28 protein-coding genes and 1 tRNA gene are annotated in these 26600 nt (G+C 69.6%); 13 read left to right on the top strand and 16 right to left on the bottom strand.

Going from position 1 to position 26600, the window contains the following annotated elements; genetic code table 11:
• Positions 1 to 10 precede the first annotated feature (10 nt).
• Genes NL115_RS01990 through NL115_RS02005 form a run of 4 tightly spaced genes read right to left on the bottom strand, consistent with a single transcriptional unit; the run spans position 11 to position 4503 of the window.
• The gene (locus NL115_RS01990) at positions 11 to 1078 is read right to left on the bottom strand and encodes an N-acetylneuraminate synthase family protein (protein WP_254831554.1); all 1068 of its coding nucleotides are present in this window, start codon (positions 1076 to 1078) and stop codon (positions 11 to 13) included.
• Between the two features lie 34 nt (positions 1079 to 1112).
• The gene (locus tag NL115_RS01995; protein ID WP_254831555.1) at positions 1113 to 1868 is read right to left on the bottom strand and encodes a phytanoyl-CoA dioxygenase family protein; all 756 of its coding nucleotides are present in this window, start codon (positions 1866 to 1868) and stop codon (positions 1113 to 1115) included.
• A gap of 50 nt (positions 1869 to 1918) precedes the next feature.
• A complete protein-coding gene (locus NL115_RS02000) occupies positions 1919 to 3478 on the bottom strand; it encodes a hypothetical protein (RefSeq protein ID WP_254831556.1) in 1560 nt (519 codons plus the stop codon).
• Positions 3475 to 4503 (bottom strand): glycosyltransferase family 2 protein, encoded by a 1029-nt coding sequence (locus NL115_RS02005; RefSeq protein WP_254831557.1) that lies wholly within the window; start codon positions 4501 to 4503, stop codon positions 3475 to 3477. Before NL115_RS02005 ends, NL115_RS02000 begins: the two co-directional genes overlap by 4 nt.
• A gap of 151 nt (positions 4504 to 4654) precedes the next feature.
• Between NL115_RS02005 and NL115_RS02010 the strand changes: the two genes are divergently transcribed.
• Positions 4655 to 5464, top strand: coding sequence for an SDR family oxidoreductase (locus NL115_RS02010; RefSeq protein ID WP_254831558.1), 810 nt, complete (start codon positions 4655 to 4657; stop codon positions 5462 to 5464).
• Positions 5461 to 6273, top strand: coding sequence for an aldo/keto reductase (locus NL115_RS02015; protein ID WP_254831559.1), 813 nt, complete (start codon positions 5461 to 5463; stop codon positions 6271 to 6273). The genes NL115_RS02010 and NL115_RS02015 overlap by 4 nt, the downstream gene beginning before the upstream one ends.
• Before the next feature lie 10 nt (positions 6274 to 6283).
• On the opposite strand, the gene NL115_RS02020 is transcribed toward NL115_RS02015, so the two are convergent.
• Together NL115_RS02020 and aceB are read right to left on the bottom strand one after the other, a co-directional pair.
• On the bottom strand, positions 6284 to 7540 hold the full coding sequence (locus NL115_RS02020) for an archaellin/type IV pilin N-terminal domain-containing protein (RefSeq protein WP_286667625.1): 1257 nt from the start codon (positions 7538 to 7540) through the stop codon (positions 6284 to 6286).
• A gap of 306 nt (positions 7541 to 7846) precedes the next feature.
• The gene (aceB, locus tag NL115_RS02025; RefSeq protein ID WP_254831561.1) at positions 7847 to 9160 is read right to left on the bottom strand and encodes a malate synthase AceB; all 1314 of its coding nucleotides are present in this window, start codon (positions 9158 to 9160) and stop codon (positions 7847 to 7849) included.
• A gap of 142 nt (positions 9161 to 9302) precedes the next feature.
• Between aceB and NL115_RS02030 the strand changes: the two genes are divergently transcribed.
• Positions 9303 to 9605, top strand: coding sequence for a hypothetical protein (locus tag NL115_RS02030; protein WP_254823088.1), 303 nt, complete (start codon positions 9303 to 9305; stop codon positions 9603 to 9605).
• Positions 9606 to 9626: 21 nt separating this feature from the next.
• Here the strand turns inward: NL115_RS02030 and NL115_RS02035 are convergent, their stop codons facing one another.
• From NL115_RS02035 to NL115_RS02065, 7 genes are all read right to left on the bottom strand, one after another.
• Positions 9627 to 10589 carry a WD40/YVTN/BNR-like repeat-containing protein gene (locus NL115_RS02035; protein WP_254831562.1) on the bottom strand — a complete coding sequence of 321 codons (963 nt, stop codon included), beginning with the start codon at positions 10587 to 10589 and terminating at the stop codon, positions 9627 to 9629.
• An 87-nt stretch (positions 10590 to 10676) separates the two neighbouring features.
• The gene (trpG, locus tag NL115_RS02040; RefSeq protein ID WP_254831563.1) at positions 10677 to 11291 is read right to left on the bottom strand and encodes an anthranilate synthase component II; all 615 of its coding nucleotides are present in this window, start codon (positions 11289 to 11291) and stop codon (positions 10677 to 10679) included.
• Positions 11288 to 13006 (bottom strand): anthranilate synthase component I, encoded by a 1719-nt coding sequence (trpE, locus tag NL115_RS02045; RefSeq protein ID WP_254831564.1) that lies wholly within the window; start codon positions 13004 to 13006, stop codon positions 11288 to 11290. Before trpE ends, trpG begins: the two co-directional genes overlap by 4 nt.
• Entirely contained in the window at positions 13003 to 13683 is a 681-nt protein-coding gene (locus NL115_RS02050; RefSeq protein ID WP_254831565.1) for a phosphoribosylanthranilate isomerase, read from the bottom strand. Before NL115_RS02050 ends, trpE begins: the two co-directional genes overlap by 4 nt.
• A 1-nt stretch (position 13684) precedes the next feature.
• Positions 13685 to 14683, bottom strand: a complete 999-nt coding sequence (gene trpD / locus NL115_RS02055; RefSeq protein ID WP_254831566.1) for an anthranilate phosphoribosyltransferase — start codon at positions 14681 to 14683, stop codon at positions 13685 to 13687.
• 155 nt (positions 14684 to 14838) lie between these two features.
• The gene (locus NL115_RS02060) at positions 14839 to 16446 is read right to left on the bottom strand and encodes a hypothetical protein (RefSeq protein WP_254831567.1); all 1608 of its coding nucleotides are present in this window, start codon (positions 16444 to 16446) and stop codon (positions 14839 to 14841) included.
• A 176-nt stretch (positions 16447 to 16622) separates the two neighbouring features.
• On the bottom strand, positions 16623 to 18389 hold the full coding sequence (locus NL115_RS02065; RefSeq protein WP_254831568.1) for a hypothetical protein: 1767 nt from the start codon (positions 18387 to 18389) through the stop codon (positions 16623 to 16625).
• A gap of 278 nt (positions 18390 to 18667) precedes the next feature.
• Here NL115_RS02065 and NL115_RS02070 point away from each other — a divergent pair.
• The 10 genes from NL115_RS02070 to NL115_RS02110 all read left to right on the top strand — a co-directional run bounded on the left by NL115_RS02070 (position 18668) and on the right by NL115_RS02110 (position 24716).
• Positions 18668 to 18742, top strand: a tRNA-Val gene (locus NL115_RS02070).
• Positions 18743 to 18927: 185 nt separating this feature from the next.
• Positions 18928 to 19158, top strand: a complete 231-nt coding sequence (locus NL115_RS02075; protein WP_254831569.1) for a hypothetical protein — start codon at positions 18928 to 18930, stop codon at positions 19156 to 19158.
• Positions 19158 to 19601 (top strand): hypothetical protein, encoded by a 444-nt coding sequence (locus NL115_RS02080; RefSeq protein ID WP_254831570.1) that lies wholly within the window; start codon positions 19158 to 19160, stop codon positions 19599 to 19601. Before NL115_RS02075 ends, NL115_RS02080 begins: the two co-directional genes overlap by 1 nt.
• Positions 19598 to 19948 (top strand): hypothetical protein, encoded by a 351-nt coding sequence (locus NL115_RS02085; protein ID WP_254831571.1) that lies wholly within the window; start codon positions 19598 to 19600, stop codon positions 19946 to 19948. Before NL115_RS02080 ends, NL115_RS02085 begins: the two co-directional genes overlap by 4 nt.
• Positions 19938 to 20294 (top strand): hypothetical protein, encoded by a 357-nt coding sequence (locus tag NL115_RS02090; protein ID WP_254831572.1) that lies wholly within the window; start codon positions 19938 to 19940, stop codon positions 20292 to 20294. Before NL115_RS02085 ends, NL115_RS02090 begins: the two co-directional genes overlap by 11 nt.
• The gene (locus NL115_RS02095; protein WP_254823101.1) at positions 20294 to 20809 is read left to right on the top strand and encodes a DUF8129 domain-containing protein; all 516 of its coding nucleotides are present in this window, start codon (positions 20294 to 20296) and stop codon (positions 20807 to 20809) included. Before NL115_RS02090 ends, NL115_RS02095 begins: the two co-directional genes overlap by 1 nt.
• Entirely contained in the window at positions 20810 to 22087 is a 1278-nt protein-coding gene (locus NL115_RS02100; protein WP_254823102.1) for a DNA-methyltransferase, read from the top strand.
• The gene (locus NL115_RS20565) at positions 22088 to 22216 is read left to right on the top strand and encodes a hypothetical protein (protein WP_286667631.1); all 129 of its coding nucleotides are present in this window, start codon (positions 22088 to 22090) and stop codon (positions 22214 to 22216) included. It abuts the gene before it with no gap.
• Complete coding sequence (locus tag NL115_RS02105) at positions 22213 to 23952, top strand: DUF7845 domain-containing protein (protein ID WP_254823103.1); 1740 nt, start codon at positions 22213 to 22215, stop codon at positions 23950 to 23952. Before NL115_RS20565 ends, NL115_RS02105 begins: the two co-directional genes overlap by 4 nt.
• 527 nt (positions 23953 to 24479) lie before the next feature.
• Complete coding sequence (locus tag NL115_RS02110; RefSeq protein ID WP_254831573.1) at positions 24480 to 24716, top strand: hypothetical protein; 237 nt, start codon at positions 24480 to 24482, stop codon at positions 24714 to 24716.
• Between the two features lie 34 nt (positions 24717 to 24750).
• Here the strand turns inward: NL115_RS02110 and NL115_RS20570 are convergent, their stop codons facing one another.
• The 3 genes from NL115_RS20570 to NL115_RS02120 are packed head-to-tail and all read right to left on the bottom strand — an operon-like array spanning position 24751 to position 26410.
• Positions 24751 to 24885 (bottom strand): hypothetical protein, encoded by a 135-nt coding sequence (locus tag NL115_RS20570; RefSeq protein WP_286667633.1) that lies wholly within the window; start codon positions 24883 to 24885, stop codon positions 24751 to 24753.
• A complete protein-coding gene (locus tag NL115_RS02115; protein WP_254831574.1) occupies positions 24882 to 25100 on the bottom strand; it encodes a hypothetical protein in 219 nt (72 codons plus the stop codon). Before NL115_RS02115 ends, NL115_RS20570 begins: the two co-directional genes overlap by 4 nt.
• The gene (locus tag NL115_RS02120) at positions 25097 to 26410 is read right to left on the bottom strand and encodes a carboxypeptidase-like regulatory domain-containing protein (RefSeq protein WP_254831575.1); all 1314 of its coding nucleotides are present in this window, start codon (positions 26408 to 26410) and stop codon (positions 25097 to 25099) included. Before NL115_RS02120 ends, NL115_RS02115 begins: the two co-directional genes overlap by 4 nt.
• Between the last annotated feature and the right edge of the window lie 190 nt (positions 26411 to 26600).

Here is a 26600-nt window from a genome sequence, read left to right on the forward strand (position 1 = left end):
TGCTCCGTCGCTAGCTCTCCCGCTCGATGTCCTCGGCCGTCAGGACGGTGTCGCCGGGCAGGTCCCGGGTCGCGCGCCACACCTCCTCGTCGACCTCGAACAGCAGTTCCGGAGCGAGACCGGTCCCCGGCCGCTTGACCGCGAGGTCCGCCCGCCGGATTCGCTCGCCGGCCTCGATGGACCGGGCGGTGACGAGCGAGCGCCGGGCCAGCCGCATCCCGTCGGCCTCCACCTCGGTCGGCCCCTGCTCGGCCCGCCCCATCGCCGCGTGCACCTCGCGGGTGCGGTCGACGATCTCGCCCATCACCTCGGTGTCGGCGGAGAGCCGATGGTCCGGGCTCTTCTCCAGCGACGTGTCGTAGGTGAAGTGCTTCTCGATGACGGCGGCCCCCATCGCGGCCGCCGCGACCGGCACCGTCGTCCCGATGGTGTGGTCCGAGAGGCCGACGGGATAGTCGAACTCGGCCATCAGCGTCGACAGCATCCGCAGGTTCGCGTCCTCGATATCGGTCGGGTACTTCGTGATGCAGTGGAGCAACACGATATCCTCGTTCCCGGCGTCCTCGATGACGCCGACGGCCGCGCGAACCTCCGCCAGCGTCGCCATCCCTGTCGAGAGGATGACCGGCTCGCCCCGTGAGGCCACGTCCCGGAGGAGCGGATGGTGGGTGAGGTCCCCCGACGCCACCTTGTACGCGGGCACGTCGAGGTCGTCGAGCAGGTCGACGGCCGCGTGGTCGAACGGGGTCGAGAGGTACGTGATGTCCTGCTGGCGGGCGTGGGCCGCCATCGCCTCGTAGTCCGAGCGCTCGAGGACATCGAGTTCCGCGAATTTCTCGTACTGTGTGCCCTCGCCCCAGTACTTCGGGGCGTCGCGCGTGACGAGGGTGTCGGCGGAGTAGTTCTGGAACTTGACGGCGTCGGCGCCGCTCTCGACGGCCGCGTCGACGAGCCGCTTCGCCTTCGCCAGCTCACCGTCGTGGTTGGCGCCGGCCTCGGCGATGACGTAGGCCGGCTCGCCCGGACCGACCGCTCTGTCCCCGATGTGGACCGGCTCGATGTCGCGTTCGTCCGGCATCAGTGGGTGGTGGGTCTCTGTCGTCTCTGCATCATCAGTGGTGGTCGGCGCCCGCCGGCGTGTGCGAGGTGGTCGCGAGCATGCGCTCGAAGCCCGGCTCCTGCGGGGTCCCGCGGTGGAGCCCGGCCTGGTTCGCGACGATGAGCGTTCCCTTCGGGGCCGTGCAGACGAGCGCGTCGTCGTCGTCGTAGAAGACGCCGTCCGTCGGTGGGTCGCCGCGGACACGGTTGAGGAGCTGTGTGGCCTTCCGCCGCAGGACGGAGGGGTCGTGACTCCCCGGGATGTACTGGAACGGGCCGTAGCGCTCGTCGGGCACGTCGGTGAGGTAGACGAACGCCTTGAACTTGCCCGCGTAGGTGTCGGCGTGGAAGTCACGGGTCCCCGTGACGCCGCGGTTGACGTAGACGTTGAGGTTGTCCGGGGTGTAGCGTGTCCCAGCCGCATCGTCGACGATTCCGGCGACGAAGCGGTCGCGCTTGAGCTGTGCCAGCGCCGGAATCGCGAGGTCCATGTTGAACACGTCGAGCATCCCGTCGTCGGTCTCGCCGGTCCGCTCTCTGACGACCGGCTCGCCGCGCGTCGAGAGCGAACCGTAGTCGTCGTCCGGACCGGCGCGCGGGAGGTCGTCGAGCCGCGTCTCGACGCGCTCACGGATTTCGTCACAGAGTGACGGCGCGAGGAAGTCCTCCACCACGACGACACCATCGGCAGCCAGCGTATCCGCGTACGTCCCGGCATCCGCGTCGAGGTCTGGCACCCGGTCGTTCTCGGCGTCGGGGACCGTAGCCATGCGACGATGCAGTCGGCTGGCGTGTAAGTCTCTTCCCGTTTCCGCGACGCTCACCGGAGCGTTCCCTCGGTTGCCAGCCGGTCGAGCGTCCGGACTGCGTGACGGGTGGCGTCTGGCCGGAAGTACGCGTCCGGGTCGAACGCCGTGGCGGGGGCATCGGTGTCCACGGCATCGCCGTCACCACCGGTCGCGATGGCCTCGGCGACGGCAGCGGCGTCCGGGAGTACCTCGGCGGCCCCGGCCGCGACGAGCCGGTCCATGTACGCGACGCCGGGCAGGTCGACCAGCAGCGTCTCGCACCCGAACGCCAGCCCCTCGAACAGCGCCGTCGAGTAGACGCCGACCTGCGCCCGGCTCGTGGCGAACAGCTCGTACAGGTCGACCGAGGGGTCCGCGATGACCCGGAGCCGCCCCGCGTCGTGCGCATCGACCAGCCACGGCGTCCGGTCGCGCCAGCGGTCGTGCTCCGAGGGGTGGAGCTTGTAGACGAGGGCCGGCACGTCCGGGTGGCTCTCCAGCCGGTCGGCCACCTCGCACGCGACCCGTGACAGCCGGACGCCGGCGGTCCCCTGTGAGATGAACGTCACTCGGTCCTCCGTCGGGGCCTCGGCGTACCGTTCGCGGCCGCGTTCGAGTCCCGGATAGCCGACCGGCAGGACACGCTCCGCGGGCAGGGGGAGCGGACAGAGGTCGGCCCAGCGCTCCCCCCACGAGCAGAGGTAGTCCGGGAAGACGCTCGGCGACCCCGTCGAGCCCGGGGCGTCGCTGTCGGGGTACGCGTACCCGAGGTGGTACGGACTCATCACGCCGTGCTGGAGTTCGGCGACCGGGATGCCCTCCTCCCGACAGACCTCGACGAACGTCGGCTTCGTGTACCAGACGACCACGACAGCGAGGTCGGGGTCGACACGCCGGCAGAGCGCGCGGAACGCGGGTCGTTCCAGCCGTCGTCGGGCGAGACGCCGCCCGACCATCGCCACGAGGTCCGGTGCGGTGCCGACGGCCGAATGGAGGCGTGCCTCGGCGGTACGCAGCGTCGTCCGCTCGCTCGCCGGGAGTTCGTCGGCCGGGTCGCCCAGGTGGTCCGCCAGCCCCGCCCCGTAGAGGACCGGGTCGAGATACCGGACACCGTCCGTCTGCGCCGGCGTCAGGTGCTCGCCCTCATGTGGGGCCTCGACGTAGGTCCACGAGCGCTCGCCACCGCTTTCGCTTCCGCCTCCATCGAACGCGTCCAGCAGCGGGTCGCAGTAGCAGTCGTGCCACACCCCCTCCCGTTCCGTCCGCCGTTCGTGACCCCACACGAGCAGGTCCGTGTCGGATGCCAGCCACGGGTTCCGTGACGGTCGGAGCCCCCGGAGGACCCGCCTGGCACGGCCGGCCGTGGTCAGTCCACCGGAGCCGTGCGCGGTGTCGGTCGCGCCGGTCAGTTCGAGGAGTCGCTGCTGGACATCGAACCGCACGTGGGTCCAGTAGTGACAGCCGTCGGCCGTCCGCGAGAGCAGGTCGAGGTCCGACTCGACGGCGAGCAGCGCGTCGGTGACGGCCGCGAGCGTCGGGCTGTCGGCGTCCGGTTCCACGCCGCCCCCACCGCTCGCACCGTCCCCGCTCATGGCCCCGCGACCGCCTGCTTCGCACGCCACGCGAACCGGTACGGGCGCCGGCCGAGCGCCGCGAGGCCGAGCATCGCGGCGTGTGTCGGTTCGGGGGCGAGCCGCACCGTCCGGGCGAACCGGCGGACGGCCTCGCGGCGGTCGCCCCGCTCGAGCGCGGCGAGCCCCCGTTGCTTCGCGAGCATCGCCTCGAACTCCCGGCGGGCCTCGGGATTCGCCTCGAGGTCGCCCAGGTACTTCTCCCGCAGTCGCTCGCGGATGGCGACCTCGTAGGAGGGGTCGCCGAAGGCGGCGTCGCCGGAGACGTTGTCGTCGGCGTAGCGGCGCTCGACGAGCGGCTCTGGGACGTACGCCCACCGCCAGCGCTTGCAGAGCCGGACCGTGAGGTCCCAGTCGACACCGCGCGGGAACGATTCGTTGTAGCCCCCCACCGCGTGCAGGCAGTCCCGGCGGACGAGATGGCCCGAGTGGGGCCGCACGTCGAACCGGACCAGCACGTCGGGCCACAGGTCGCCCGCCGCGCCGGTGTCCACGCGGCGAACGACCTCGCCGCCGGCATCACGGACCACGCCGCCGCAGTAGACGCCGCAGTAGTCCGCCGAGTCGCAGTCCGTGCGTTCGCGGAGGCGGGCGAGCGCATCGAGCTGTCGCTTCACCTTCCGGGACCGCCAGCGGTCGTCGTCGTCGAGCTGACAGACGTAGGCGCCGCGTGCTGCCTCGATGCCCCGATTGCGCGTGTGGCTGATGCCGCGGTTCCGGTCGTTGTGCAGCGCCCGGACGTTCGCGTGGGCGTCGGCGTACGCCTCGACGACGCGCCGGGTGTCGTCGGTGGAGCCGTCGTTCACCACGACCACCTCCAGGCGGTCGTGGGTCTGCTCGAGGGCGCTCTCGATGGCCCCGCCGACGCGGTCGGCCCGCTCGTAGGTCGGGACGACGACGGAGACGAGCGCGTCGCGCGGGCGCTCGGGTGGCGCCGCGACGGCCGTCCCGGCTGTCCCTGCCGCCTCGGGGTCGGGACCGGTCACTGCCGAGCGGTGTGGGTGGCGTGCCGTTAGCGTTGCGGTCGGGCGTCGGTCCCGTCGGGCGCGTTCGCGGTCGGGCGTCGGTCCCGCCGGATGCGGTTCCCGGTGATTCCGGCCTCCCGGCTTTATGCTCCCGCCGGGAGAACCCACGGCCATGACACTGTTCGACCTGACGGACGAGGTCGTCGTGGTGGTCGGGGGCGCCGGGCGTATCGGTCCCGCCGTCTGCGGGGCGCTGGCCGACCACGGCGCCGAGGTCGTGGTCGCCGACGTGGACCGCGACGCCGGCCGGCGCGTGGCCGACGACATCGACGGCACCTACCACCACGTGGACGTGACCGACGAGACCTCTATCCGCAAACTCTACGACGCAGTCATCGACGGCTTCGACCGCATCGACGCCGCCGTCCATGCCGCCTACCCGCGGGACGCGGCCTACGGCGACGCCTTCCTCGCCCGCGGCGAGAGCGACTGGCGCGAGCAGGTCGACGCCCAGCTCACCGCGACCGCGACCCTCTCCCGCGAGGCCATCCGCCGGATGCACCCCGACGGTGCCGGGACCGCGGGGCAGTCCGACCCGGACGACGCCGTCCGCGACGGCGGCGCAGTCGTCAACTTCGGCTCCACCTACGGGATGGTGGCGCCCGACTTCCGCGTCTACGAGGAGGCGAACATGCCGCCGAGCCCGGCGCACTACTCGGCCTCGAAGGGCGGTATCCTCAACCTCACGCGCTATCTCGCCTGCGAGTTCGCCCCCGAGGTCCGGGTCAACGCCGTCTCACCGGGCGGCGTCTTCGACGAACAGGACCCGGAGTTCGTGGCCGCGTACGAGGACCGCACGCCGATGGACCGGATGGCCGACCCCGATGACATCGCGGGGGCGGTGGTCTACCTCGTCTCCGATGCGGCCTCGTACGTCACGGGTGAGAACATCGCGGTCGATGGGGGGTGGACCGCACAATGACAGCCGACGAACCCGCACCGACGCCCGACGACGTCCCCGCCCTCGGCCTCGGCACCTGGAAGCTCACCGGCGACACCGCCACGGAGGTCGTCGCCGACGCCCTGGAGACGGGCTACCGCCACATCGACACCGCACAGCTCTACGACAACGAACTCGAGGTCGGGCGTGGCATCCGCCGGGTCGACCCCGACGAGGACGTGTTCCTCGCGACGAAGGTCGCCCCCGAGAACTGCGCGTACGAGGACTGCGTCTCCTCGGTGCGGGCCTCGAAGGACCGCCTCGGCCGGACGCCGGACCTCGTCTACGTCCACTGGCCCCGCGCCGCGTACGACGCCGAGGACACGACGCGTGCGCTGGACGACCTCGTCGACGAGGGCACCGCCCGCGCCGTCGGCGTCTCGAACTTCACGGTCGACCTGCTCGACGAGTTCCTCACTCACGCCGACCACCGGCCGGTCGCCCATCAGTTCGAGTGCCACCCCCTGCTCCCACAGGACGACCTCGTCGAGGCGTGCCACGAGCGTGACGTGCTTCCCGTGGCGTACTCGCCGGTCGCGCGCGGCAAGGCGCTGGAGCACCCGGACGTGCAGGCGGTGGCCGACGAGGTCGACGCCACGCCCGGCCAGGTCTGTCTCGCGTGGCTCCGCGCGCGCAACGTCGCCGCCATCCCGAAGACCACCGGCGGCCACCTCGCGGAGAACTTCGACTCGCAGTCGGTGACGCTCACGGACGACCAGGTCGCGCGCATCTCGGCCATCGAGGACCGGCACCGCTGCGTGAACCCGCCGAGTGCGCCGTGGGACCGGTGACCCGTCGCCGCTAGACCACGCCGGTACCCTCGGACCGCTGGATGGGGTCGCCGTTCGCGTCGGTGAGTAGCGTCACCGTGTTCGCACCGCCGACATCGTCGACGTACTTCAGCTTCTCGCTGTCGTTGCTCACGAAGACGACCTCCGGCGTGCCGTCTCCGTCCACGTCGGCGACCGTCGCGGGCGCCTTCCGAGCCACGCCGCCTGTGAGCGTGGTCGTCGCCTCGCCGCCGGCAGCCGTCCCGGCCCCGACCAGCTTCACCTGGTTGCTCCCATCCACCCCGACAGCGCGGTGGATGCCGTCACCGTCGAAGTCTGCCAGCGCGCCCGCGCCGATGCCGTTGTTCGACCCCAGCTGCCCGTCGGCGAGCGCGGTCACGGTCCCGTCGGGGTCGAGCGCCTGGAGCCGCTGGCTGCCGTCGGCGAACACGAGTTCGTCGGCCGCGTCGCCGTCGACGTCGGCGATACCGACGACCGCCTGGGTGCCGTCGCCCGGCGCGGCGACCGCGGTCGGCGTTCCGCCCTCCGCGACGCGATAGAGGGTATCGTGGTTCTCGTTCACGAAGAGGACCGACGGGTCGCTCCCGTCCCAGCGGCCGGTCGCGAGCCGGGTCTTCGCCCCCTCGATGGTCCCTGGGATGTCACCGCTCGTCGCCAGCGTCGTGGTCGTCCCGTCGGGGTCGGTCACCCGGACCTGGTCCGCGCCGTTGACGTAGGGAACGTCCGTCCCGCCGTCGTCGAGGAGGTTGGTCGTCGCCGGGCCGAGCGCGTCGACACTCCCGGGAACGGACAGCGTCTCCAGCGTGCCGCTTCCCGTGTCTATCGAGGTCAGCGAGCCGCCGTCACCCGCGTAGAGGACGCCACCGCAGGCGGTCGCACTCCCCCCGGGCGGCTCCAGACGGGAGAGGACGTACGTCGACCCGTCGTCGGGGGCGTTCCAGACGACGGTCACCTCGTCGGCGGTCGGCCGCACGGCGACGGTGTCGCCGGCGCCGAACCGCTGGTCCTGCAGTGGTGCAGCGTGCTCGGTCCCCTGGAGCCGAATCCGGTCCCCGTCGAGCGTGTCACCCTGCCGGTGGACGAGGTCGACGGGACAGTCGTCGCCCTGGAGCGCCAGTCGGCTCTCCGGCGACGCCGGCCCGGAATCCGCGAGCCCCAGCACCAGCCCCGAGATGACGACGCCCAGCGCGACGACGATGGCGAGCATGAGCGCGACGCCGACGGCCGGCGAGACGGCTCTCGGATCGGACGGTCGAAGACACCGCACGGGTATATCTCACGGTAGGACTCCTGGACACAAAGGGTCGGGGACTACTTTCGTGGCTCGAAACGGGTCGGGGGCGCTGGGGCGCGGCCGGTCGGGCCGGAGTGGAACGGGCCGTCGCCAGAGAGGACGAGGAGCAGCGCGTCACGCAGACATCTTCACTAACCCAGACATAGAGCACAGAGTGGCAGAATTATCCCCCAATGTTCGTCTTTCGACCTTTGAATATACTTTCCAGCAAGAACTCACGTAGCAACTGCTGGTGCTACCGGAGAGGTGAAAGAACGGAGAACGTGGGTCGCGGCCGCTTCAGTTCCCGACGCTCATCGCCCGCTCGACGACATCCTCGCTGTACAGTTCGGCGAGGTCGTCGTGCTGGTCCGGGCGGTTCTCGTAGACGTCCTGGAACAGCGCGACCGGCGTCATGAGCGCCTGGTAGGTCGCCTCGTCCCACATGCGGTCCTGGGCGATGTCGACCTCGACACCGTCGATGCGAACGGTGGCAGACTGGGTCATCGCGATGGCGCCCTTGCCGGCCTCCTTGGCCGCCTCGAACTCCTCCATGGAGTCGACGATGTCGTCCATCGAGGGGACGTAGTCGAGCAGGTCGAGCAGCTCGGCCACGAGGTCCTCCTCGGTCTCGAAGAACAGCTCGTCACCGCCGACCTCGAGCTCGTAGCCGCCGTCCTCTGCCTCGAGGTCGATGCGGTCGCCGGAGTAGACCTCGACGCCGTCCTGGCTCTCGAGTTCGACCTCGCGGCCGTCGGCGTCGATGATCCAGTAGCCGGCGGCCGGCGGGAGCGGGCTCTGATTGGCCTCGACGACCTGCCCGGGGGTCAGCGACCAGATGCCGAGCATGCCCATCGCGTTGTTGGCCGTGATGCGGTCGTGGTAGCCGTCCACGTCACGGATGTCGTCGTACGGGCCGTCGACGGAGATGAGGCCGGCCGCACTCGCGGCGCGGGAGGTGTTGTGGCGCAGCTCCTTCCACTCGGGGAGGCCACCGGTCGGCGTGATGGCGCGCATGTCCTTCGTGTAGTCGACCTCGCCGTCGACGAGCAGGAACAGCCGCTGGAGGTTGTTCGAGGGCTTGCCCATCTCGTCACGGAGCTTCTCCATGGCGAGCTCGGCGGAGCCGGACTCGATGATGACGCTCATCGCGAGCGACCCCTCTTCGAGCCCGTGCTCGTTCTCGACGATGGTCATGAACTCGTCGGCCTTCTTCCAGTCGTCGATGTCGCCGACCTCCGGGATGACGAACCCGTCGATGTTCTCGACGGCGCCGTTCTCGGGGTCCGCGATGTGGAGCATGTGCTGGAAGCCCTTGTAGCGCGTCTCCGGGCTGTCGCGGTGCCAGACGACGCGCGGGTGAATCTCGCCGGGGAAGTCGGCGCCGTCCTCGGCGACGACCTCGGCGATGTTCTCGGCACCCTCGTCGCGCATGTTCGGGGCCGTCGCGTCCTCGTTGTCCGGCACCCAGACGTCGGGTGCCTGCATCCCGCGCAGGCCGATGGCGCTGCGCAGCTTCTTCGCGGAGTCGTCGACTCCCTTCTCGGCCGTCGGCGTCGTGAAGAACGTCCGCACGAACTTCCGGTCGTGGGTCCGCTTGTCGAGTGCAGCCATATCAGTCACTCGGAGGGATACGCGTCCGGAAGGTGTAGGTTTCGATACGTGCGGGAACTGCGCCGTCCACCGTGCTGGACGTTCCCACTCCCGGAGCCGACCCGGCGAAAACGGCTTGCCGGCGGCGGCGGAAGGGGCGATGATGCTCTCGGAGGGAGATACACTGCAGGACGCGAACGGCTATCGTGCGGAGGTCATCCACGCCAGCAAGGATATCGTCCGGCTCCGGATGACGATATCCCTGCAGAACTTCGCCAGGGAGACCGGCGCCGACCCGGACCGGCTCCGGCGCGAACTCTCGCCGGGTGACACCGTCACGGACGACGAGACGGGCGCGATACTCGACCTGGTCGAGATGTCCGACTCGATGCTCCGCATGACCGGGGAGTTCCACCGCGAGCATCTGGAGCGCGAGCGGCAGCAGGGCTCGTTCGAGATATTCTGAACCCGGCTCCGGCCGACCGGGTCACTGTTCGACCTCCAGCAGCGGCGTGTAGCTCCCCGCGAACCCATCCGTCGCCGGGAGCGCCCCGACGACGGTCCACTCCTCGCCCGTCCGGCGCAGCACCGTCCCCTCGTGGGTCCCCACGACGGCGTCCCCGCCGACCGCGGTGATGCCGGTGACCGTCTCGTCGGGGCGCGGGTGGGGGACGGGCTGGGCCCGGTCGCCGCCGCGCCAGACGAACAGTTCCGGGTCGGCGTCCGGCTCCAGCCACGTCGACGTGTGCGCGAGGGCCCCGCCGGCGTACACCGCGTCACCGACCACACCGACCGACCGGAAGTAACGCTGGTCGTACCCTCCATCGAGCCGGGTCCACGACGCACCGGCGTCGTCCGTGTGGAACAGCCCGTAGCCCGTCGCGGCGACGAACTCGTCGGCACCGAGCACGGCGAGTTCGTGGACATCGTCGTGGGTCCCCTCGCGGCGCTCGGTCCACGCCTCGCCGCGGTCCTCACTCACGTGGACGCCGCCGACCTCGACGCCGGCGATTACGCGGTCGGGCGCGTCGGGGTGGACGTGGAGGTCCCGGACCTGCGCGAGGTCCTCGTGGCGCGGCAGCCGCCACTCCTCGCGCGATGGGAGGCCCTGGAACCCGTCGAGTTCGCGCCACGACAGGTCACCGAGGTCGTCCTCGCCACCCGGATGAGCGATGTAGACGTGGGCGGGGCGCGTCCCGGCGTACAGCCGACCGTCGGGTGCTGCCCCGACAGCGTACACCCGTTCCTGCGGGACGCCGAGGTCCGCCCACCGCTCGGCGTCGGTCGAGTGGTACAGGCCCGTCGCCGTGGCCGCGAACACCCCCTCGAACGCCTCGAACGTTCGGAGACGCATGACGGCTCCCGCATCGAGCACCGTCCGAACGGTCGCCTCGCCGCCGTCGAGGTCCTCGGCCCGGTGAACGCCGTCCTCGGTTCCAGCGAGTAACATACCCGACCCGTGACCCGGACCCGGAGTAAGGCTTTCCTGAAACTCGTTTATGGACGGTACGTGACACGAAGGCCGTCTCCCGGGCGGCTACACGCCGTCGAGGAAGTTCCGGACGATGTCGTGGCCGACGCCCGTCAGGACGCTCTCGGGGTGGAACTGCACGCACTCGATGGGGTACGACTCGTGGCGGATACCCATCACGAGGTCCACGTCGTCGTGGTCGGTCGTCGCGGTCACGTCGAAGCAGTCGGGGACCTCGGTCGCGACGAGCGAGTGGTAGCGCCCGCCCTGGAACCCCTGGTCGAGCCCATCGAAGACGCCCTGCCCGTCGTGCTCGACGGGGAACGCCTTGCCGTGGATGGGCTCGGGCGCGCGCCCGACGGTCCCACCGTAGGCGTACACCGCCGCTTCGAGGCCGAGACAGACGCCGAGCGTCGGCACGTCCGTCGACAGCGTCCCGAGCACCTCGTTGGTGACGCCCACGTCGCGGGTGTTCCTGGGATGACCGGGTCCCGGCGACACAACGATGGCATCCGGGTCGATGTCGCGCAACTCCGCGAGCGACGCGGTGTTACGCCGCACCGTCGTCCGGGCGTGCTGGCTGACGTACTCGACGAGGTTGTAGGTGAACGAGTCGAAGTTGTCGACGAACAGCACGAGCGGCGCGTCGTCGGTGACATCCGCGGCGGCCTCGACGCTCATCGGGACACCTCCGGTTCCGCGTCGGTCGCCGGTTCGTCCGGCGCGTCCCCGCCGGGGCCGTCGGCGGCCTCGGCTCTCTGCTCGATCTCCTCCAGCGCCACGAGGACGCCGCGCATCTTGTTCTCCGTCTCCTCGTACTCGCTGGTCGGGTCGGAGTCCGCGACGATGCCCGCGCCCGCCTGCACGGTGACGAGGTCCGTCCCCTCGGGGCCGGCGCCGGCCTCCACGGTGGCCGTCCGGATGACGATGGCCATGTCGGCGTCGCCGTCCCAGGAGACGTAGCCGACGCCACCGCCGTACGGGCCCCGAGGCGAGCGTTCGAGGTCGTCGATGATCTCCATCGCGCGCATCTTCGGCGCGCCCGAGAGCGTCCCCGCCGGGAACGAGGCCCGTGCCGCGTCGAAGGCGTCGGCATCGTCCGCGAGTCGGCCGGTCACGGTGGACTCGATATGCTGGACGTGGCTGTACTTCAGGACGTTCATGAACTCCTCGACGCGGACGCTGCCGGCCTCCGAGACACGTCGCACGTCGTTGCGCGCGAGGTCGACGAGCATCGTGTGCTCTGCGCGCTCCTTCCCGTCGGCCAGCATCTCGCCGGCGAGCCGCCGGTCCTCGACGGGCGAGGTGCCGCGGTCGCAGGTGCCGGCGATGGGGTTGGAGGTGACCGTCTCCCCGCGCACGGAGACGAGGGTCTCCGGCGACGCCCCGACGATGGTCAGGTCGTCGTGGTCGAGCAGGTACATGTACGGCGATGGGTTCACCTCGCGCAGCGCCGCGTACAGCCCGAGCGGGTCGATGTCGCCGTACAGCTCCCGGGTCCGCGAGATGACACCCTGGTAGATGTCGCCGTCGAGGACGTGCTCCTTCGCGGTGGCGACGGCCTCCTCGTACGCGTCCTGCGGGCCCGCGCGCTCGCCCGCACGGACGAACCCGCCGGGGTCGGGGGCGGCCGCATCCGCCAGCAGGTCCGCCACCCGCTCGGCCTCCGCGGCCAGTTCGTCGTACACCGCGTCCGGGTCGTCCTCCGGGCGGACGACTGGAGTGAACGCGAGCGAGACCGTGTCACGCTCGTCGTCGAAGACGAGCGTCCGGGTGGTCAACAGGAACTCGGCGTCCGGGAACCGCGAGTCCGGCCGCTCCAGCCCCACCTCGTGGAGGTGGAGGTCGTAGACGGCGTCGTAGGAGAGGAAGCCGACGAGGCCCCCATCGAGTCGCTGGCGGTGGCCGTTGCCGAAGCCGCGCCGGGCCACGTCGGGCAGGGCCGCGCGGAGCGTATCCAGCGTGTCGCCCTCGCCCGGCGTCACGAGCCCCTCGTAGCGCTCGTCCAGCACCTCGACGTCGACGCGCTCTGTCCCCTCGGGGTGGACCGTCACGCGCGCCGCGGGGTCGTAGCCGACGAACGAGTAGCGCGCGTGTCGGTCCGCGCCCCCGCGGTCCGGCGTGAACGCGCCGTCGGGGTCGCTGGAGGCGACCTTCTCCGCGCTCTCCAGCAGGAAGGTGTGGTCGGCGCCGGGCGCGTCGCTGGTGCGCCCGCTCAACGCAGCGTACGCGGGTAGCGGGGTCACGTCCACGGGAAGGGTCGCCTCGGCGCGCACCACGACGCCCGTGTCGCTCCCGGCCTCCGTCCGGCGTCCGTGGGCGACGAAGTCCGCGAACGACTCCCGAGAGACGTCGAGCGTCGGTCCCCCCTCGGCACCGTCGGCTCCGTCGCTCATGTCGTGACCCCCTCCTCGTCGGGTGCCTGCGTCGCGTTCCTGACGAACGCGCGGACCGCGTCGGCGTCCTTGACGCCCCCCTCACGCTCGACACCCGAGGCCACGTCGACGGCGAATGGTCGCACCGTTCGCACCGCATCGGCCACGTTCTCGGGAGTGAGTCCGCCGGCCAGCACGACTGGAGTGTCCAGTTCCGCGACCAGGCCACGCGTCCGCTCCCAGTCGTGTGTCTCGCCGGTGCCGCCGCCGCCCGCCTCGTCGAGCGAGTCGACGACCAGCGCATCGGCCGCGCCGGCGTACCGTGGTGCGTCGACCGCGTCGACGGCCGCCAGCACGGGCACCGGTGCGCGGACGCGCAGGGCCGCGACCCGGTCCGGCGCGAGGCCGTGAACCTGCACGGCGTCCGGCTCCAGCCGCTCGACCAGCCGCACCGCGGCCTCCGCGTTCGCCGGCATCGTGACGAGCGTTCCCGTCACGAACGGCGGGACCGCATCGAGCAGGTCGCGTGCCTGCTCGACGGACACCTCCCGGGGCGTGTCGACGGTCACGTCCGTGATGACGCCGACGGCGTCCGTGCCCGCGTCGACCACGGTCCGGAGGTCGACCTCGCGCGTGACGCCACAGACCTTCGTACGGGGTCGGGCAGCCGCCGTGACCCCGGACGCGTCCCCGTCCATCTCAGGCACCGTCACAGAGGTCGTCAAGTTTCTGCGCAGCGTCACCGGATTCGATGGCGTGCAGCGCGCGCTCGGCCCCCGCCTCCAGCGAGTCGGCCTCGCCGGCGATGTAGATGGCGGCCCCCGCGTTCGCGAGGATGACATCGCGCTTGGGGCCGGTCTCCTCCCCCTCGGCGATGGCCCGGAGGTCCGCAGCGTTGTCCTCGGGTGTGCCACCCGAGATGTCAGCGACGGGCGCGCGTTCCAGCCCGAAGTCCTCCGGTGCGAGTTCCAGTTCGGTCACGTCGGCACCACTCACCTCGGCTGCGATGGTCTCGCCGTGGAGGCAGATCTCGTCCAGACCGTCGCCATGGACCACGAGCGCGCGCTCGACATCCATCCGCGCCAGCGCCTCGGCCATCGGTACCACGAGGTCGGGGTCGTACGTTCCGACGACCTGCGCGTCGGCGCCCGCGGGGTTGGTCAGCGGGCCGAGGATGTTGAACAGCGTCCGCATCCCCAGCTCGCGGCGCGGCCCGATGACCGCCTTCATCGCCGGGTGGAACACGGGAGCCAGCATGAAGCCGATGCCGTCGCGTTGGATGGCCCGTTCCACGGCCTCCGGCTCGGCTTCGACGTTCACCCCCGCCACCTCCAGCACGTCCGCGCTCCCCGAGGACGAGGAGACGGAGTAGTTGCCGTGCTTCGCGACGGGGACGCCGGCGCCGCTGGCGACGATCGCGCTCGTCGTGGAGACGTTGATGGTATCGTAGTCGTCACCACCCGTCCCACAGGTGTCGACGAGCGGTTCGCGGTCGGGCGAGATGGTCCGCGCTGCCGCACGCATCCCCTCGGCGAACCCCGCGATCTCCGCTTCCGTCTCCCCCTTCGCCCGGAGCGCCGCGAGCAACGCCCCGATCTGTGCCTCGGTCGCCCCCTCGAAGACCAGCGTCGATACCTCGCGGGCCTCCGCCTGTGTCAGGTCCCCGCCATCCGTCACGCGCTCGATATAGTCCTGCATGTGGAATCACTGATGTACAGTTCTGTCTTATGATGGTCGAAGTAGTACGACAGTAAAAGCGTGTCGGCTCGGCGGGCATGGCTGTCGCTACGGGGCGTGAGAACGGAAGAGGAGAACCGAGGAGAAGAGAGAACGAGGCCGCTACGGCTGCTCGCTTACGGCGAGGGGACCGGCTCCGGCGGGCTCGGGATCATGTCGAAGACCATCGAGCCGGGGCCGGCGTAGACGCCGGTGTTGTCGGCCGGGCTGCAGCGGTAGTCGTCACAGTTCAGGCCGACGATGACTCCGGCGCCCTCGCCCTTCGCGAGCACGTAGACGTCGTCGTCACCGGGGTACTGGCCGCTGTCGTAGGCCGTCACCAGGTTAGCCTGACGGCCCTGGCCGGATGCCTGGGCGTCTTCCTCTGCGACGACTCGCTGACCGTCGGTGGCGAATATGGCGTCGTGTTCGCCGCTGGGGAGCCCGTCGCCGAGCGTCGCCTCACGGTCGTCCACGATGATGGCACTCCCCTGACCGACATTGGTCGCCGGCTGGCCGGTGTCGGCGGACGGACCCGGCTCCGGGTCCTCGCCGCCGCTACCGCCGCCGGCCGGGACGGCCGGAACGGCGTTGCCGCTGGGGACCCCACCGGCCCTGGGCTTGCACTCCGAGCCGTCACAGGTCACGCTCGCGCTTGCACCCTGGCCGAACGCGACGGCCTCGACCACGTAGGTACCCTGGTTGGGCGAGTTGCCGGGCATCCGGAGGTCGACCGCACCGCCGGTGTCGGTCCGCCCGTTCGTCGCGCTGGGTTCGAGGATGACCGCACTCGAGTTCTGCGAGGCCATGACGATGGCCATCGACTCGCCACCGGGGGCAGCGCCCTCATCGGTCGTGCCCTCGGCGAGCCAGTAGAGGGTCGCTCCGTCCTGCCCGGCGTCGGTCGCTGCCGGATTGAACGTCGCGCTCGGGTCGTCCGGCGGGCTCGTCGGGTCGACGGCCGGGTTGTACGGGTTGAAGACGTCACACTGGTCGATAGGGGCACTGACGAGCCCGAGCGGGTCCCCGACAGGTGTGTCGGGAGGACTCGTCGGAACCGCGTCCGGTGCCTGCTCCTGCACGGCGCCCGGGACCGGGTCCGTCGGGTCGACGGGGTTGGCCTCGCGAACGTCGTCGACACCGTACGGCGGGTTGCAGAAGTTCGGGAACGCCTCGAACGGGACGTTCTCACTGTAGTTCACGGGGAGGTCGGGTGCATCGATGGGAGCCTCCGGCGTGGAGATCTCGTCCATCTTGGTCGGCGGGGACGGGCTCTCGCCGCTGCCACCGTCACCGTCACCGTCGCCACCGTCACCGAGACTCGGTGCCTCGGGAGCATCGGGAGCGTCAGGTGCGTCACCCGTGCCGGGCGCCTCGGGGGCGTCGTCCAGACCGGGGGTCGAGCCACCGTCGGTGCCGCTGGGCTCACAGTCCGCCTCCTGCGCACTCGTCTCGAGACTGCAGTCGAGCGAACCGTCGGTTCCGCTGCCGTCGCCGCCACTCACCGAGGCGTCGGCGTCGACACCGTCCTGGCTCGCGTCGGCCGAAACCGTCGTGCTACCGTTCGTGCTTCCGTCGTCACCGGCGCCGACGGTGACTCCGTCGTCGCCACCGACGGAGACGCCGTCGCCACCAACGTCGACGTCCCCATCGTCGTCCGCCAGGGCCGGGCCGACAGCGACGCTGCCGACCATGGCCACGGCGAAGAGGATTGCCGCGATCTTCCGTGCAATGCTGGCTGCCATGTTGTACCCCAAGATGTAGTATCTCTCTTGATACTCCTTGCGGCCGCTATGTACGGGTGTTTATAACCTATCAGCTTGAATAAATGTTCAGTGCACAGGGCCATAGCTCTCTTCGACGGAGCAGCGCAGAGAACGAAGGAGCGTCGAGGAACGGACCGCTGAAGCGACCGCAGGCGTCAGGCCGGGAGGCCCGCGCCGCCGGCAATCGGGTTAGGAATCTCCGGCAGCGCGCCCAGGCTCGGCAGCCCGGAGTAGCTGGGCTGGCAGCCGCTGGCATCGCACTGCAGCTCGAGTTTGATGATCTGTTTCTGAACCACACTCGGGGCAACCCCACCGGAGAACTCGCCCTGACCGGGGCCGTTCTCGAAGTCGGTAGCAAGGCCCAGGTAGTCCTCGCGGAGCGAGGTCTCGAGTTCGCCACTCGTGACGTTGCCTTCGCGCGTCCCGCGGGTGTTGATGAGGACGTACTGGTACTCGCTGTTGGAGACGTCCATCTCGTACACCGCGTCCTGCTTGTCCTCGTTCAGCACGACGGCGTAGACGCCGTCGGCGGTCCCGAGGTTCCCACCGGGACCGACCTCGAAGAACCGCACGGCACTGAACCCGTTATCGGTGCTCATAGCGCCATCGCCAACGTCGAACGTCGGGTTCGCCTGCCCCGGCTCGTTCGCGGGGTTCGCGACGGGGTCGAGGACGGGCTGGGTCGCCTCACACGGCGCCGGCGCCGCGCCGAATGCGAGGCCGAGCACCGCGTCGTTCGTCAGCAGCGAGGTCGGCACACCGGGCAGGGTACCCTTCGGGAGGTCCGAGAGCCCCGGGAGCTGCTCCGTGGGCAGGTCGTCGGGCCCAACGGGCTTGTTGCACGGAGCCACGACACCACTCTGGTCGATGGTCCGCGGGAAGGGGTAGTTGTTCCGCAGCGTCTGCGTGAACTGGTTGTCGGGAATCTGGTCGTAGATGCCCGCCGTCCCGACCTGACACTCCTCACCGTTGCAGTTGATGCCCCCACCGAGTCGTTCGGGCATCTCGGGCCCGACCGGAAGCGACGGGCCAGGGGCATTAGCGGGATTCAGGCCGCCTGCCAGAGTCCCATTCTGGGTCCCGGGGTCGTTCTGTGCGTTGATGACGCCGACCTGCTTGCCCTGTGCAACCGCCGTTCCGGCCGCCTGCACGTTGTCGCGCGAGAGCGCAAGGAGGTACGTCCCACCGCTCTCGTTGACCGTGTAGATGGCCCCGTCGGATTGTTCGAGACCCTTCTCACTGACGAGGTTCTCACTGTTGAGGTCCAGATACGTCCGGTCAGCACCGGAAACCTCGAGCCGCGAAACCATGTCCATGGCGCCATCGTCCTTCTGCGCGGAGACCAGCATCCCGTCGACGCCGACCGGACTCGACTCCGCCGAACTGATGGTCACGTACCGGTTCATCACGCCATTGCCCTCGAACGCGACATCGACCGGGAGCGGACCGGTGGGGACCTCGCCCACGCTACCGGAGCCGGAGCCCGGAGCGTCACCGAGGCCCGGGAGTCCGTCACCGCCGGGAAGCCCGTCGCCGGAGGGAAGCCCGTCGCCACCGGGCAGGCCATCACCGCCGACATCCTGCCCTGCAACGCTCACGCCGTCCGTCCCGATGGAGATCCCCTGGTCACCACCGACCTCGAGGTTCGAACCGTCGGTGCTGACCGGGCCTTCGTCCGTCCCCGGCAGTGACGGCGAAGAACCATCGTCGGCCGACCCGCCGCCGACGTCCTGGCCGGCGACGGTTACACCGTCGGTGCTCGCGTTGATTCCCTCGTCCCCACCGACACTCACGCCGTCGGGACCGACGCCGACGCCGGAGTCCCCGCCGACACTGACGCCGCTTTCGCCGACTGTGACGCCAGAGTCACCGCCGATAGTCGTATCCCCGTCCACGAGGCCACCATCCTCTTGTGCTGCCACTGCTGGTCCCACCGCCATTGAACACACGACGGCCAGTGCCACCAAGGCCGTCGCGATGAGCCGTGCCGTTCGACTGAACATGTATTCTCTTGACTGTACGTTCCATGCATATGACTTGGCGCGTCAATCTCTGGTAGTTTATAAGGGGCGTTCGGAGTATATAACTCGGCCACGCAAACCAGGTGCGTGCGTGGTATCAACTAGCAACTGGCACCGGACTAGCTGTGGTCGTTTCGAAACCTTCAAACTACCAAACGCGGTACTGGTGAATGCAGGTCGGGTTGGTGGTCTAGGCTGGTTATGACACCTCCTTGACATGGAGGAGGCCGGCGGTTCAAATCCGCCCCAACCCACTTCAGTAAAAAAGAGGTACATTACCTCTAAAGCCGTTTTTACGGAGGTGCGTCTCGATGAGTGAGCAGCAGCGCTCACTCGATATCGGGTCCCTCCCCGACCCGGAGTGCTGGTTCTGTGGTGAACGGTTCGACCCCGACCAGCCGCCCCGCTGCTGCGCTCGCGAGGACGGGAGGTGTCGACCATGAGCGCCGAGCAGCAGCGGCGCTCTCAGAGCGACGACCCCGAGCCGGCCTGTAGCCGGACCAACAGCGACTGGCGGCCCGAGCCCGCCACCGGTGGCCTGCTCGCCTTCCACCCACCCTGCCAGCGGTGCTTCCCCGAGGACGGCCCCGACGAGGGCGAGACGGTCCTGCGGTCACGCGGCACTCATGGCAACCGCGTCCACCGGCCGGCCGACGGGGGTGAGGACTGATGGCGACCACCGACACCGGGCCGGACGGCGCCGTCCTCGCGACGTACTTCCCCGACGACGCGGACTTCCGCGCCGAAACCGAGCCCCGGACGCTGCCGGCCAGCTGGCGCGCGGCGCGCTTCGACCAGGCCGACCGCGACGCGACCGAGCACGTCGGCTACGCCGTGCTGATGGTCCGCGGGCGGTTCCGCGGGCTGCAGGGCGACCGCGCCATGATCCGCGTGCTGTATGTCGACCGCGCGGTCTCGCGCACGTGGTATCGGGACTACGTGGCCCACCACGATGGCGGGGGCTACCGGCCGCGCGCGGTCCAGTGGGCCTGTACCCGCACGTTCCCCGGTGCCTTCGGCGGGGCCGGTGACCCGGTCGCCGGCGCCGAGGCCGACGTGCTGGCGCGGCTTCTCGACGAGCAGTACGACCTCGACGGGGGTGACCAGCGGTGAGCGTCGAGCAGTACGTCCTCGACGAGGTCGAGCGGCGAACAGACCCCGTCGCCGAGGGGAAGACGAACGCCCACGGCCCGCTCTGGACCAGTGCCGATGGGATCCGACAGGATGGTGACGGCGAGGGCAGCCCCTGGAGTCCCGACCACATTCGTGCGGCTGTCCAGCAGCTCGTCGATGAGGATCGTCTGTTCGGTTGGCACGGCCTGCTCGCCCCGGCTACCGAGGAGCATCTTCGCGCAATCGTCCAGCGAGAGGCTCAGCAGGACGTAACGCGGACGCTGCTCGTCGCGAAGGCGAACCAACGCATCGCCGAGATTTCCGGAGAGGAGGAAGATGGCGACTGAGGAGCCCGCCCTCGTCGGCGAGTGCATCCCCTGCGGCGGGACCGCGGTCGCGACAGTCCGGAGCGTCGACGGCGACCGCGCTCACGCGCAGTTCGAGTGCCAGGACTGTGGCTCGGACGGCCGCGTCGAGTGGACGCCCGGCGAGACGGCGCCGGACGAGGACCCCGACGAGATCGACGGCGTCCGCGACCTGGAGTACGAGGCCGTCCGCTGGGTCGACTGCCCGCGCTGCTACGGGCATGGCTGGGTCGAGGACTCGCTCTGTGACCTCCAGGCAGCGATGCACGGCCGCAACGAGCCCTGTCCGGAGTGCCACACCGAGGGCACCGTGCCTGAGGTGGTCTGATGCCCAGTGAGTTCCAGAGCGCCAGCGCCGAGGCCGGCGTGCCCGCGTGGCGCCAGGCCATCGCCGCCGAGATCGGCGAGGACCCCGGCCGCTGGCTCGACCGCGACCTCGTCGAGCGTGCGCCCGGCCACACCGACCGGACCATGCAGCGAGCGGTTCACGCGCGCATCCAGGGCATCCGGTCGCGAGAGGTCATCGACGCCTGGCAGACCGTCGAGGTGCGGCTTGAGCGGGGCCCACGCCAGCAGGTGATGGCCTGGCTCAACCAGCGCGACCAGCAGCTGAAGGCGCGCGAGGAGCCTTCCCAGCGGGCCGTTAGCCGTCCGACACCCACGGCCGAGCCCGAGGCCGACGACGGCCCGGAGCTGGTCCACGACGACTGCGGCAGTGTCGTCGAAGAGCGCGACGGCGAGGGCTACCGCTGTCCCGACTGCGACACCATCACGCGCTCGGTCGCCGAGCTGAGTGCCGTCTCGAACGCGACGCCGGTTGCGGCCGACGGAGGTGAGCCGTAGATGTCGGATATCGACGCGTGGGCCCACGACATCCACTGCGGCGACGCCATCGAGACGCTGGAGCAGCTCCCAGCCTCGTCGGTTCACTGCTGCATGACGAGCCCGCCGTACTTCGGCCTTCGCGACTACGGCGTCGACGGCCAGCTCGGGTTGGAGGAGTCCCTGGACGAGTATATCGAGAACCTCGTCGACGTGGGGGCGGCCATCCGGCGTGTCCTCCGCGACGATGGGTCGTGGTGGCTCAACCTCGGCGACTCGTTTGGCGATGGGAAGCAGAAGATGCTCGTCCCGCATCGGGTCGCCAGCGCCCTGCAGGACGCCGGTTGGGTCGTTCGGAACGACGTGACGTGGGTGAAGCCGAACCCGATGCCCTCTGCGGTCAAGGACCGGCTGAACACGACGACCGAACAGGTCTTCCACCTCACACCGTCGCCGGACTACTGGTACGACCTTGATGCGATTCGGGAGCCACACAAGGCCGAGTCTCTCGAACGTGCGGCACGAGGATACACTGGCACGAAGACGACCCGCGTCGAGCACATGCCGGGGCGCGAGACCGAGTCTCGCGTCCACAACTTCGACCGCGGCGTCCATCCGAACGGCAAGAACCCAGGTGACGTGTTCGAGGTCACCGTCCAGCCGTTCTCCGAGGCGCACTTCGCAGTTTACCCGCCCGAGCTCTGCGAGACGCCACTGAAGGCGACGGCGCCGCCGGAGGTTTGTGTCGACTGCGGAACACCCTACGAGCGCGAGGTCGAGACGACACCGCTCTGGGACCGTGATATCCAGGCGCTCGACCGACCACAGCAGCGTAAGGCCCTGGAACGGTTCCAGGCCTCGGACCTGACGGTCGCACACCTGCAGGCCGCTCGGTCGGTCGGCTTCGGCGACGGTGCCCACGGCGACGCCGCGCAGGGGAGTCGCGACCGTGTCGACGATCGAACCCGGAAGCTGGCCGACGAGGCGAAGCAGGTCCTCGGTGGCTACTTCCGTGAGTTCGTCCACCGGCCCGAGCGGGACGCGACCGGCTGGGGGCAGACCTGCGACTGCGACACCGACGCGACCGAGGCTGGCATCGTCCTAGACCCGTTCGCGGGCGCCGGGACTACCTGCCTCGTCGCGAAACGACTGGGCCGGCGGTTCATCGGAATCGACCTGAACCCAGAGTACGTGGCGCTGGCCCAGCAGCGCGTCGGGCTCGACGTCGACGAGCCCGAGCGACTGCTGGAGGAAGGTGAGACCCACCTGCAGGCGTTCACCGACGGGGGTGAGCCGTAGATGCCCCGCTCCATCGCCCGCGAGCATCTGTTGGGCGCCACCATCTCGGCCTACGGGCGCGGGGCCGCCCGCATCGTCCCCTGGACGCGCCCGGAACACTTCCCGCGATTCGCGGGTGGTCGGCTGTGAGCTCCGATTCCGTCTCGGGCTCGGTCCGGCCCACCGGCGCCCGGCACCAGACCGACCGCGTCGAGGGGATCGAGACGGTCCCGACGAAGGGGCCGACGCCAGCCCGCCACGGTGGCGGTGGCAAGCTCGTCCTGTGTGACCAGCACCGTGACGCCGACGCGGTCCCGTTCGAGGTCGGCGAGTATCGCACGCTCCCGGACGGCTCGCTCTACCAGTGGTGTCGCGCCGCGTGGGTCGCTCACGACGACGCGCTCGTCGAGGACCACAAGGGCCGCCAGTACGCGGTCCTCTCGCGGTCGTTCACTCGCCCGGACGACGACTCCGAGTACGCGGTCACGCTGAAATCGAGTCGCTGGAAGGCTGGCACCGGCGAGGGTGAGGATTACAGCGCGTGGTGGAAGTACGACCTCACCGTCCAGCCGCTCGACGAGGACGGCGCGGTCGACTTCGAGCGGACGCCCGACCAGAGCCTCACGCTGAAGATCGAGCCCCAGTACGACGACCTCGTCTACCCCGACGGGAACGATCTCGACCTCCCGCACGGCGAGGGGTCGGTCGTCCGCGTCAGCTCCACCTGGGTCGACGAGCCCGAGGAGATGCTGGAGCGTGCGGCGCGACTCCTCGGTCACGCGCTCGGCTACCAGCTCGACCACGACGATGTCGTCCAGGACTCGCTCGGCTTCTCGAAGGCCGAGGTGCACGTCCGGTTCGACGAGGACCGTGAGGGCGATGCCGTGCATACGCTGCAGCAGTCCTCGGACCTGCTGACGGCGCATCACGGCGACCACGAGTGGCTGAAGAAGGTCGAGGACGGCTGTGTCCTGAAGGGGAAGATCCCCGCGACCGACTGCTGGGAGCAACTCGGCTTCCCCGACCTCGATGCCGATATCCTCCTGAAGGTCTACTATCCTGACCACAAGGAGGCGCTCGACTACCCGATGGACCAGCCGAAGATGGAGGTTGCGCTCGCCGGCAAGGAGCGCGTCCAGCAGGAGGACGGCTCGACCTACCGGCGGATGTTCAGCTGGGACCGCTGGGACGAGGTCATCGCCATCCTGGAGGAGATCCTCCTCTCGCACCTGGAGTGGGCCGGCATCGAGCGCGGCGACCTCGTCGCGGATGACTACTTCGACGGGCCCGAGGCCGACGTGCTGGCGTTCGATATGCCGGCGGGCCGGCGTCACTGGCTCCAGAAGCACTACCAGAGCCTCGTGCCCGCGCTCTACCGCGAGGCCACGCACACGCACACCGACCTCGTGTACGACATCCTCGATGTCGTCCGGCGCAAGGAGTCGGTCACCTACCACGGTTTGGCCGAGGAGACCGGCGCCGCCTACCGGACCGTTCGCGAGCACGTCCGGAAGCTCGCCGAGGAGATCGGGGGTGACGACCCCGGCATCCTGGAGCGGCATCGCGGCGCCGTCACGGTCATCACCTTCAGCTCCCGCTACTTCGAGGAGCAGGCCGACGACGCGCTCGACCAGATCAAGCCCGACGACCAGCCCGAAGACCGCAAGGAGCGTGCCGAGGAGCGTCGCGAGCGCCGCGAGAGCGACGACCAGGCGGACGAGAACGAGGACACGGCCTCGTCGAACGTCTGGGAGTACTTCGCCGATCTCGACCTGACCGCCGACCAGCTGGCCAGCGCGCTCGACCAGGAGTACCTCTCCGACCAGCACGTCCGCGTCCGCGTCGACGACTCGTCGCTGTTCCCGACCTACGGCCCGCCCGGGTAGCGCCGCTCACGCCGGCGCTCGCCCGCTTCCCCAGCCGCAGCACTCGATACCAATCCTTTCTTTCGCGCTCGCTTGCCGCGAGCCCAGCGTCTCGACGCACTCCCATCCGGCGCCGTGCGTAGTTTCACTTTCACCGGGGAGTTGATAGCTTATTTCCGCGCCAGTTTCGCCACAACTGGCCGCCAGTCGCCGGCGCGACCGCCGGCCTCGGCCGCTCTCGGCGCCGCTCCGAGGGGTGTCAGCGGCCTGCGGGGCTGCCGGGGGGCCTCAGAGGGGTGCCACTAAGGTGGTGAGGGATAGCGGGCTGGCCCATAGCGGGCCAGCCCTCCCGCACCGCACCGCCCCGAGCGTCTGCACGCGGGAGGACGGTTGACGACGCCATGTACGGGCAGTACTACCGGGCGGTACAGCGGCCGGTCGGCGTGCCGGTCCGCCTTAGTCACACCGCCCAGCAGTGCCGTCGACGGGCAGGAATTGACTATCGACCCGCCGCAGAGTTTTTGCGGCCTCCGCGGGGTCTCGCTGGCATGACTGTGACAGCGCCGGAGTTCGATCCGGAACTCAACGGCTACGCCGCAATCGAGCGTGACGGGACAGTCCATGCAGTTTCGGGAGAGTACGACTCCGAGGGCGAGCAGAATTTCGAGGCGCACTGTGGTGCGTTCACTATCGGGAGCCAGGAAGGTGGCCCCAGGTCAGAGTATCTCGGGGAGGGCTACGACTGGTGTGGGCGATGCTGGCCGGACTGGGTCATCGAGGAGTAAGAGTAACACAGCCACACCAGATCGGTGTAGACCCTCACGGCCCGAGCACCACCGCGTGGCCACAGCGGTTGCACTCGACGACCGGCACGCCGTCGCGCTCGTGGATCGACAGCAGCGCGTGCTCCTCGCCCAGCTCCGCGACCGTCGCGAGGATGGCGTCGACGGTCATCCGTCGCCCGAGAGCCCCTCGTCCTCACGGTGGAGCAGCGCGACCCGTTCGGGGTCGGGCACCAGCCAGTGGGCGGCAGCCACGCCAGCGACCGACACGCCGAGCCCGGCGGCCGACAGCCAGCCGTCGACCTGCCCGGCGATGAGCCCGCCTGCGAAGCACGACCACGCTAGCACGATCAGCGCGTACTGGGTGTTGGGGTGGGGCGTCTTCATTTCCCACCCCGCCACGGCAACAGGCTACCTGCGCCGCCGCTCGATGAGCCGCCCGCACCGGGGTCGCTGGGGCCCGACGAGCTGCCGAATCGACGATACGCGAGGTAGCCCAGGCCGCCGATGAGTGCCACCCCGACCGCGGTCTGACTCGTCGAGGGGCTGCCACCGCCACCACCGGCGCCACCGCCGCCGATGGGCGCGCCCAGGAGCGCGTCGCTCCCGAGTTCGTCGGTGTAGTTGAACGTCTCACCGCCGCTCGTGTAGTTGCCCTCAAGCGTCGTGTCGCCGGGGGCATCCGAGGCGTTGCCCGTCAGGCCATCGCTCACGCACCAGGTCGTGTAGCCGACGGCGGTGTCGAACTGGCGCTCGCCGGCATACGACTGGTTGCCGCTCGTGAGGTTGTACTCCAGGCTGGTCGTCTCGAAGGACGGGTCCCAGTACTCGACGAGGACACCCTCCGAGCCGTCGGCCTGGATACACTCGCCGGCGAGTTGGGGCCCGAAGCCGTCGCCGTAGTCCGGGGCCGTGAAGTTCGTGTCCGGCGTGTCCGGGTAGTCGTAGTGGTACCCGTCACCGTCCCGGTCGAACGGGTCCGGCGGTGGGGCGAGGGGGCCGCCGCCGTTGACCGGGCCGACCTCGGTCGCGGTCGCCGTGCCGCTGGTCGGCGTGCCGATGGGCGTGGCGGTCGCGGTCGGCGACTCCGTCGTCGGCGTGACCGAGATCAGGAACGGGTCCGCGCGGGACTGGTTGGCTCGCCAGCCCAGTGACTCCCAGCGTGTCGAGAGGCCGCCGCTGGTCGCCTCAACGGCGACGCGGTACGGTTCCCCGTCGGTGAGGCGGACATCGGCTTGCCCGTACGCGTTGATGTCTCGTGTTGCGACCTCGGTCCAGGTGCCCGGCCCGGCCTTGAACGTCGTGCCGCCCGGGAGTGGGAGTTCCAGCGCCCGGTCGAATCGGTAGATCGTCAGCTCCGAGAGTGACGGCGGGTAGGTGTACTGGGCCTGCTCGCCGAGCTGGAACTCGCGCTCGAAGGTGTCCTGTTTGAAGAGTGTGAAGTCAACCGTTCGCGGGGAACCGGCGACGGTGATGGATTTTGACTTGTTTTGGTAGCCGTCGGCGGTTGCGCGGACGGTATAATCGCCGTCGCTGACGCCGGAGAAGCTATAACTACCGTCGCTGGCCGTCGTCGTGGACTGGACGACACTTCCGGACTGTCGGAGCTCGATGGTAGCATCATCAACCCCCGAACCATCGGAGCTGACGGACCCCGAGACAGAGGACCCGGATTTAGATCCAACACTGTCTATCAAAACATCCGAGCCGGCATCCGACGCTAGATTTACCGCGCCTAATTGACTGACGTTCTCCTCGTCAAAACCCAGCTCTTTGCTCGTCTTTGAGTAGGTTTCATTTTCAACAGTTACAGTATAAGTTTCAGAATTGAAATCGGGAGTTATTACGAAAGTATACCAGCTACCTTCAGAAATATTTATATTAGTG

Source organism: Haloglomus salinum (assembly GCF_024298825.1).
Taxonomy (GTDB): Archaea; Halobacteriota; Halobacteria; order Halobacteriales; family Haloarculaceae; genus Haloglomus; species Haloglomus salinum.

Excerpts from the sequence above, each read along its gene's own strand:
- NL115_RS01990 (WP_254831554.1), bottom strand. The coding sequence starts at position 1,078 with ATGCCGGACGAACGCGACATCGAGCCGGTCCACATCGGGGACAGAGCG.
- NL115_RS01995 (WP_254831555.1), bottom strand. The coding sequence starts at position 1,868 with ATGGCTACGGTCCCCGACGCCGAGAACGACCGGGTGCCAGACCTCGAC.
- NL115_RS02000 (WP_254831556.1), bottom strand. The coding sequence starts at position 3,478 with ATGAGCGGGGACGGTGCGAGCGGTGGGGGCGGCGTGGAACCGGACGCC.
- NL115_RS02010 (WP_254831558.1), top strand. The coding sequence starts at position 4,655 with ATGACACTGTTCGACCTGACGGACGAGGTCGTCGTGGTGGTCGGGGGC.
- NL115_RS02015 (WP_254831559.1), top strand. The coding sequence starts at position 5,461 with ATGACAGCCGACGAACCCGCACCGACGCCCGACGACGTCCCCGCCCTC.
- aceB (WP_254831561.1), bottom strand. The coding sequence starts at position 9,160 with ATGGCTGCACTCGACAAGCGGACCCACGACCGGAAGTTCGTGCGGACG.
- NL115_RS02030 (WP_254823088.1), top strand. The coding sequence starts at position 9,303 with ATGCTCTCGGAGGGAGATACACTGCAGGACGCGAACGGCTATCGTGCG.
- NL115_RS02035 (WP_254831562.1), bottom strand. The coding sequence starts at position 10,589 with ATGTTACTCGCTGGAACCGAGGACGGCGTTCACCGGGCCGAGGACCTC.
- trpG (WP_254831563.1), bottom strand. The coding sequence starts at position 11,291 with ATGAGCGTCGAGGCCGCCGCGGATGTCACCGACGACGCGCCGCTCGTG.
- trpE (WP_254831564.1), bottom strand. The coding sequence starts at position 13,006 with ATGAGCGACGGAGCCGACGGTGCCGAGGGGGGACCGACGCTCGACGTC.
- NL115_RS02050 (WP_254831565.1), bottom strand. The coding sequence starts at position 13,683 with ATGGACGGGGACGCGTCCGGGGTCACGGCGGCTGCCCGACCCCGTACG.
- trpD (WP_254831566.1), bottom strand. The coding sequence starts at position 14,683 with ATGCAGGACTATATCGAGCGCGTGACGGATGGCGGGGACCTGACACAG.
- NL115_RS02060 (WP_254831567.1), bottom strand. The coding sequence starts at position 16,446 with ATGGCAGCCAGCATTGCACGGAAGATCGCGGCAATCCTCTTCGCCGTG.
- NL115_RS02075 (WP_254831569.1), top strand. The coding sequence starts at position 18,928 with ATGAGCGCCGAGCAGCAGCGGCGCTCTCAGAGCGACGACCCCGAGCCG.
- NL115_RS02080 (WP_254831570.1), top strand. The coding sequence starts at position 19,158 with ATGGCGACCACCGACACCGGGCCGGACGGCGCCGTCCTCGCGACGTAC.
- NL115_RS02090 (WP_254831572.1), top strand. The coding sequence starts at position 19,938 with ATGGCGACTGAGGAGCCCGCCCTCGTCGGCGAGTGCATCCCCTGCGGC.
- NL115_RS02095 (WP_254823101.1), top strand. The coding sequence starts at position 20,294 with ATGCCCAGTGAGTTCCAGAGCGCCAGCGCCGAGGCCGGCGTGCCCGCG.
- NL115_RS02100 (WP_254823102.1), top strand. The coding sequence starts at position 20,810 with ATGTCGGATATCGACGCGTGGGCCCACGACATCCACTGCGGCGACGCC.
- NL115_RS20565 (WP_286667631.1), top strand. The coding sequence starts at position 22,088 with ATGCCCCGCTCCATCGCCCGCGAGCATCTGTTGGGCGCCACCATCTCG.
- NL115_RS02110 (WP_254831573.1), top strand. The coding sequence starts at position 24,480 with ATGACTGTGACAGCGCCGGAGTTCGATCCGGAACTCAACGGCTACGCC.
- NL115_RS20570 (WP_286667633.1), bottom strand. The coding sequence starts at position 24,885 with ATGACCGTCGACGCCATCCTCGCGACGGTCGCGGAGCTGGGCGAGGAG.
- NL115_RS02115 (WP_254831574.1), bottom strand. The coding sequence starts at position 25,100 with ATGAAGACGCCCCACCCCAACACCCAGTACGCGCTGATCGTGCTAGCG.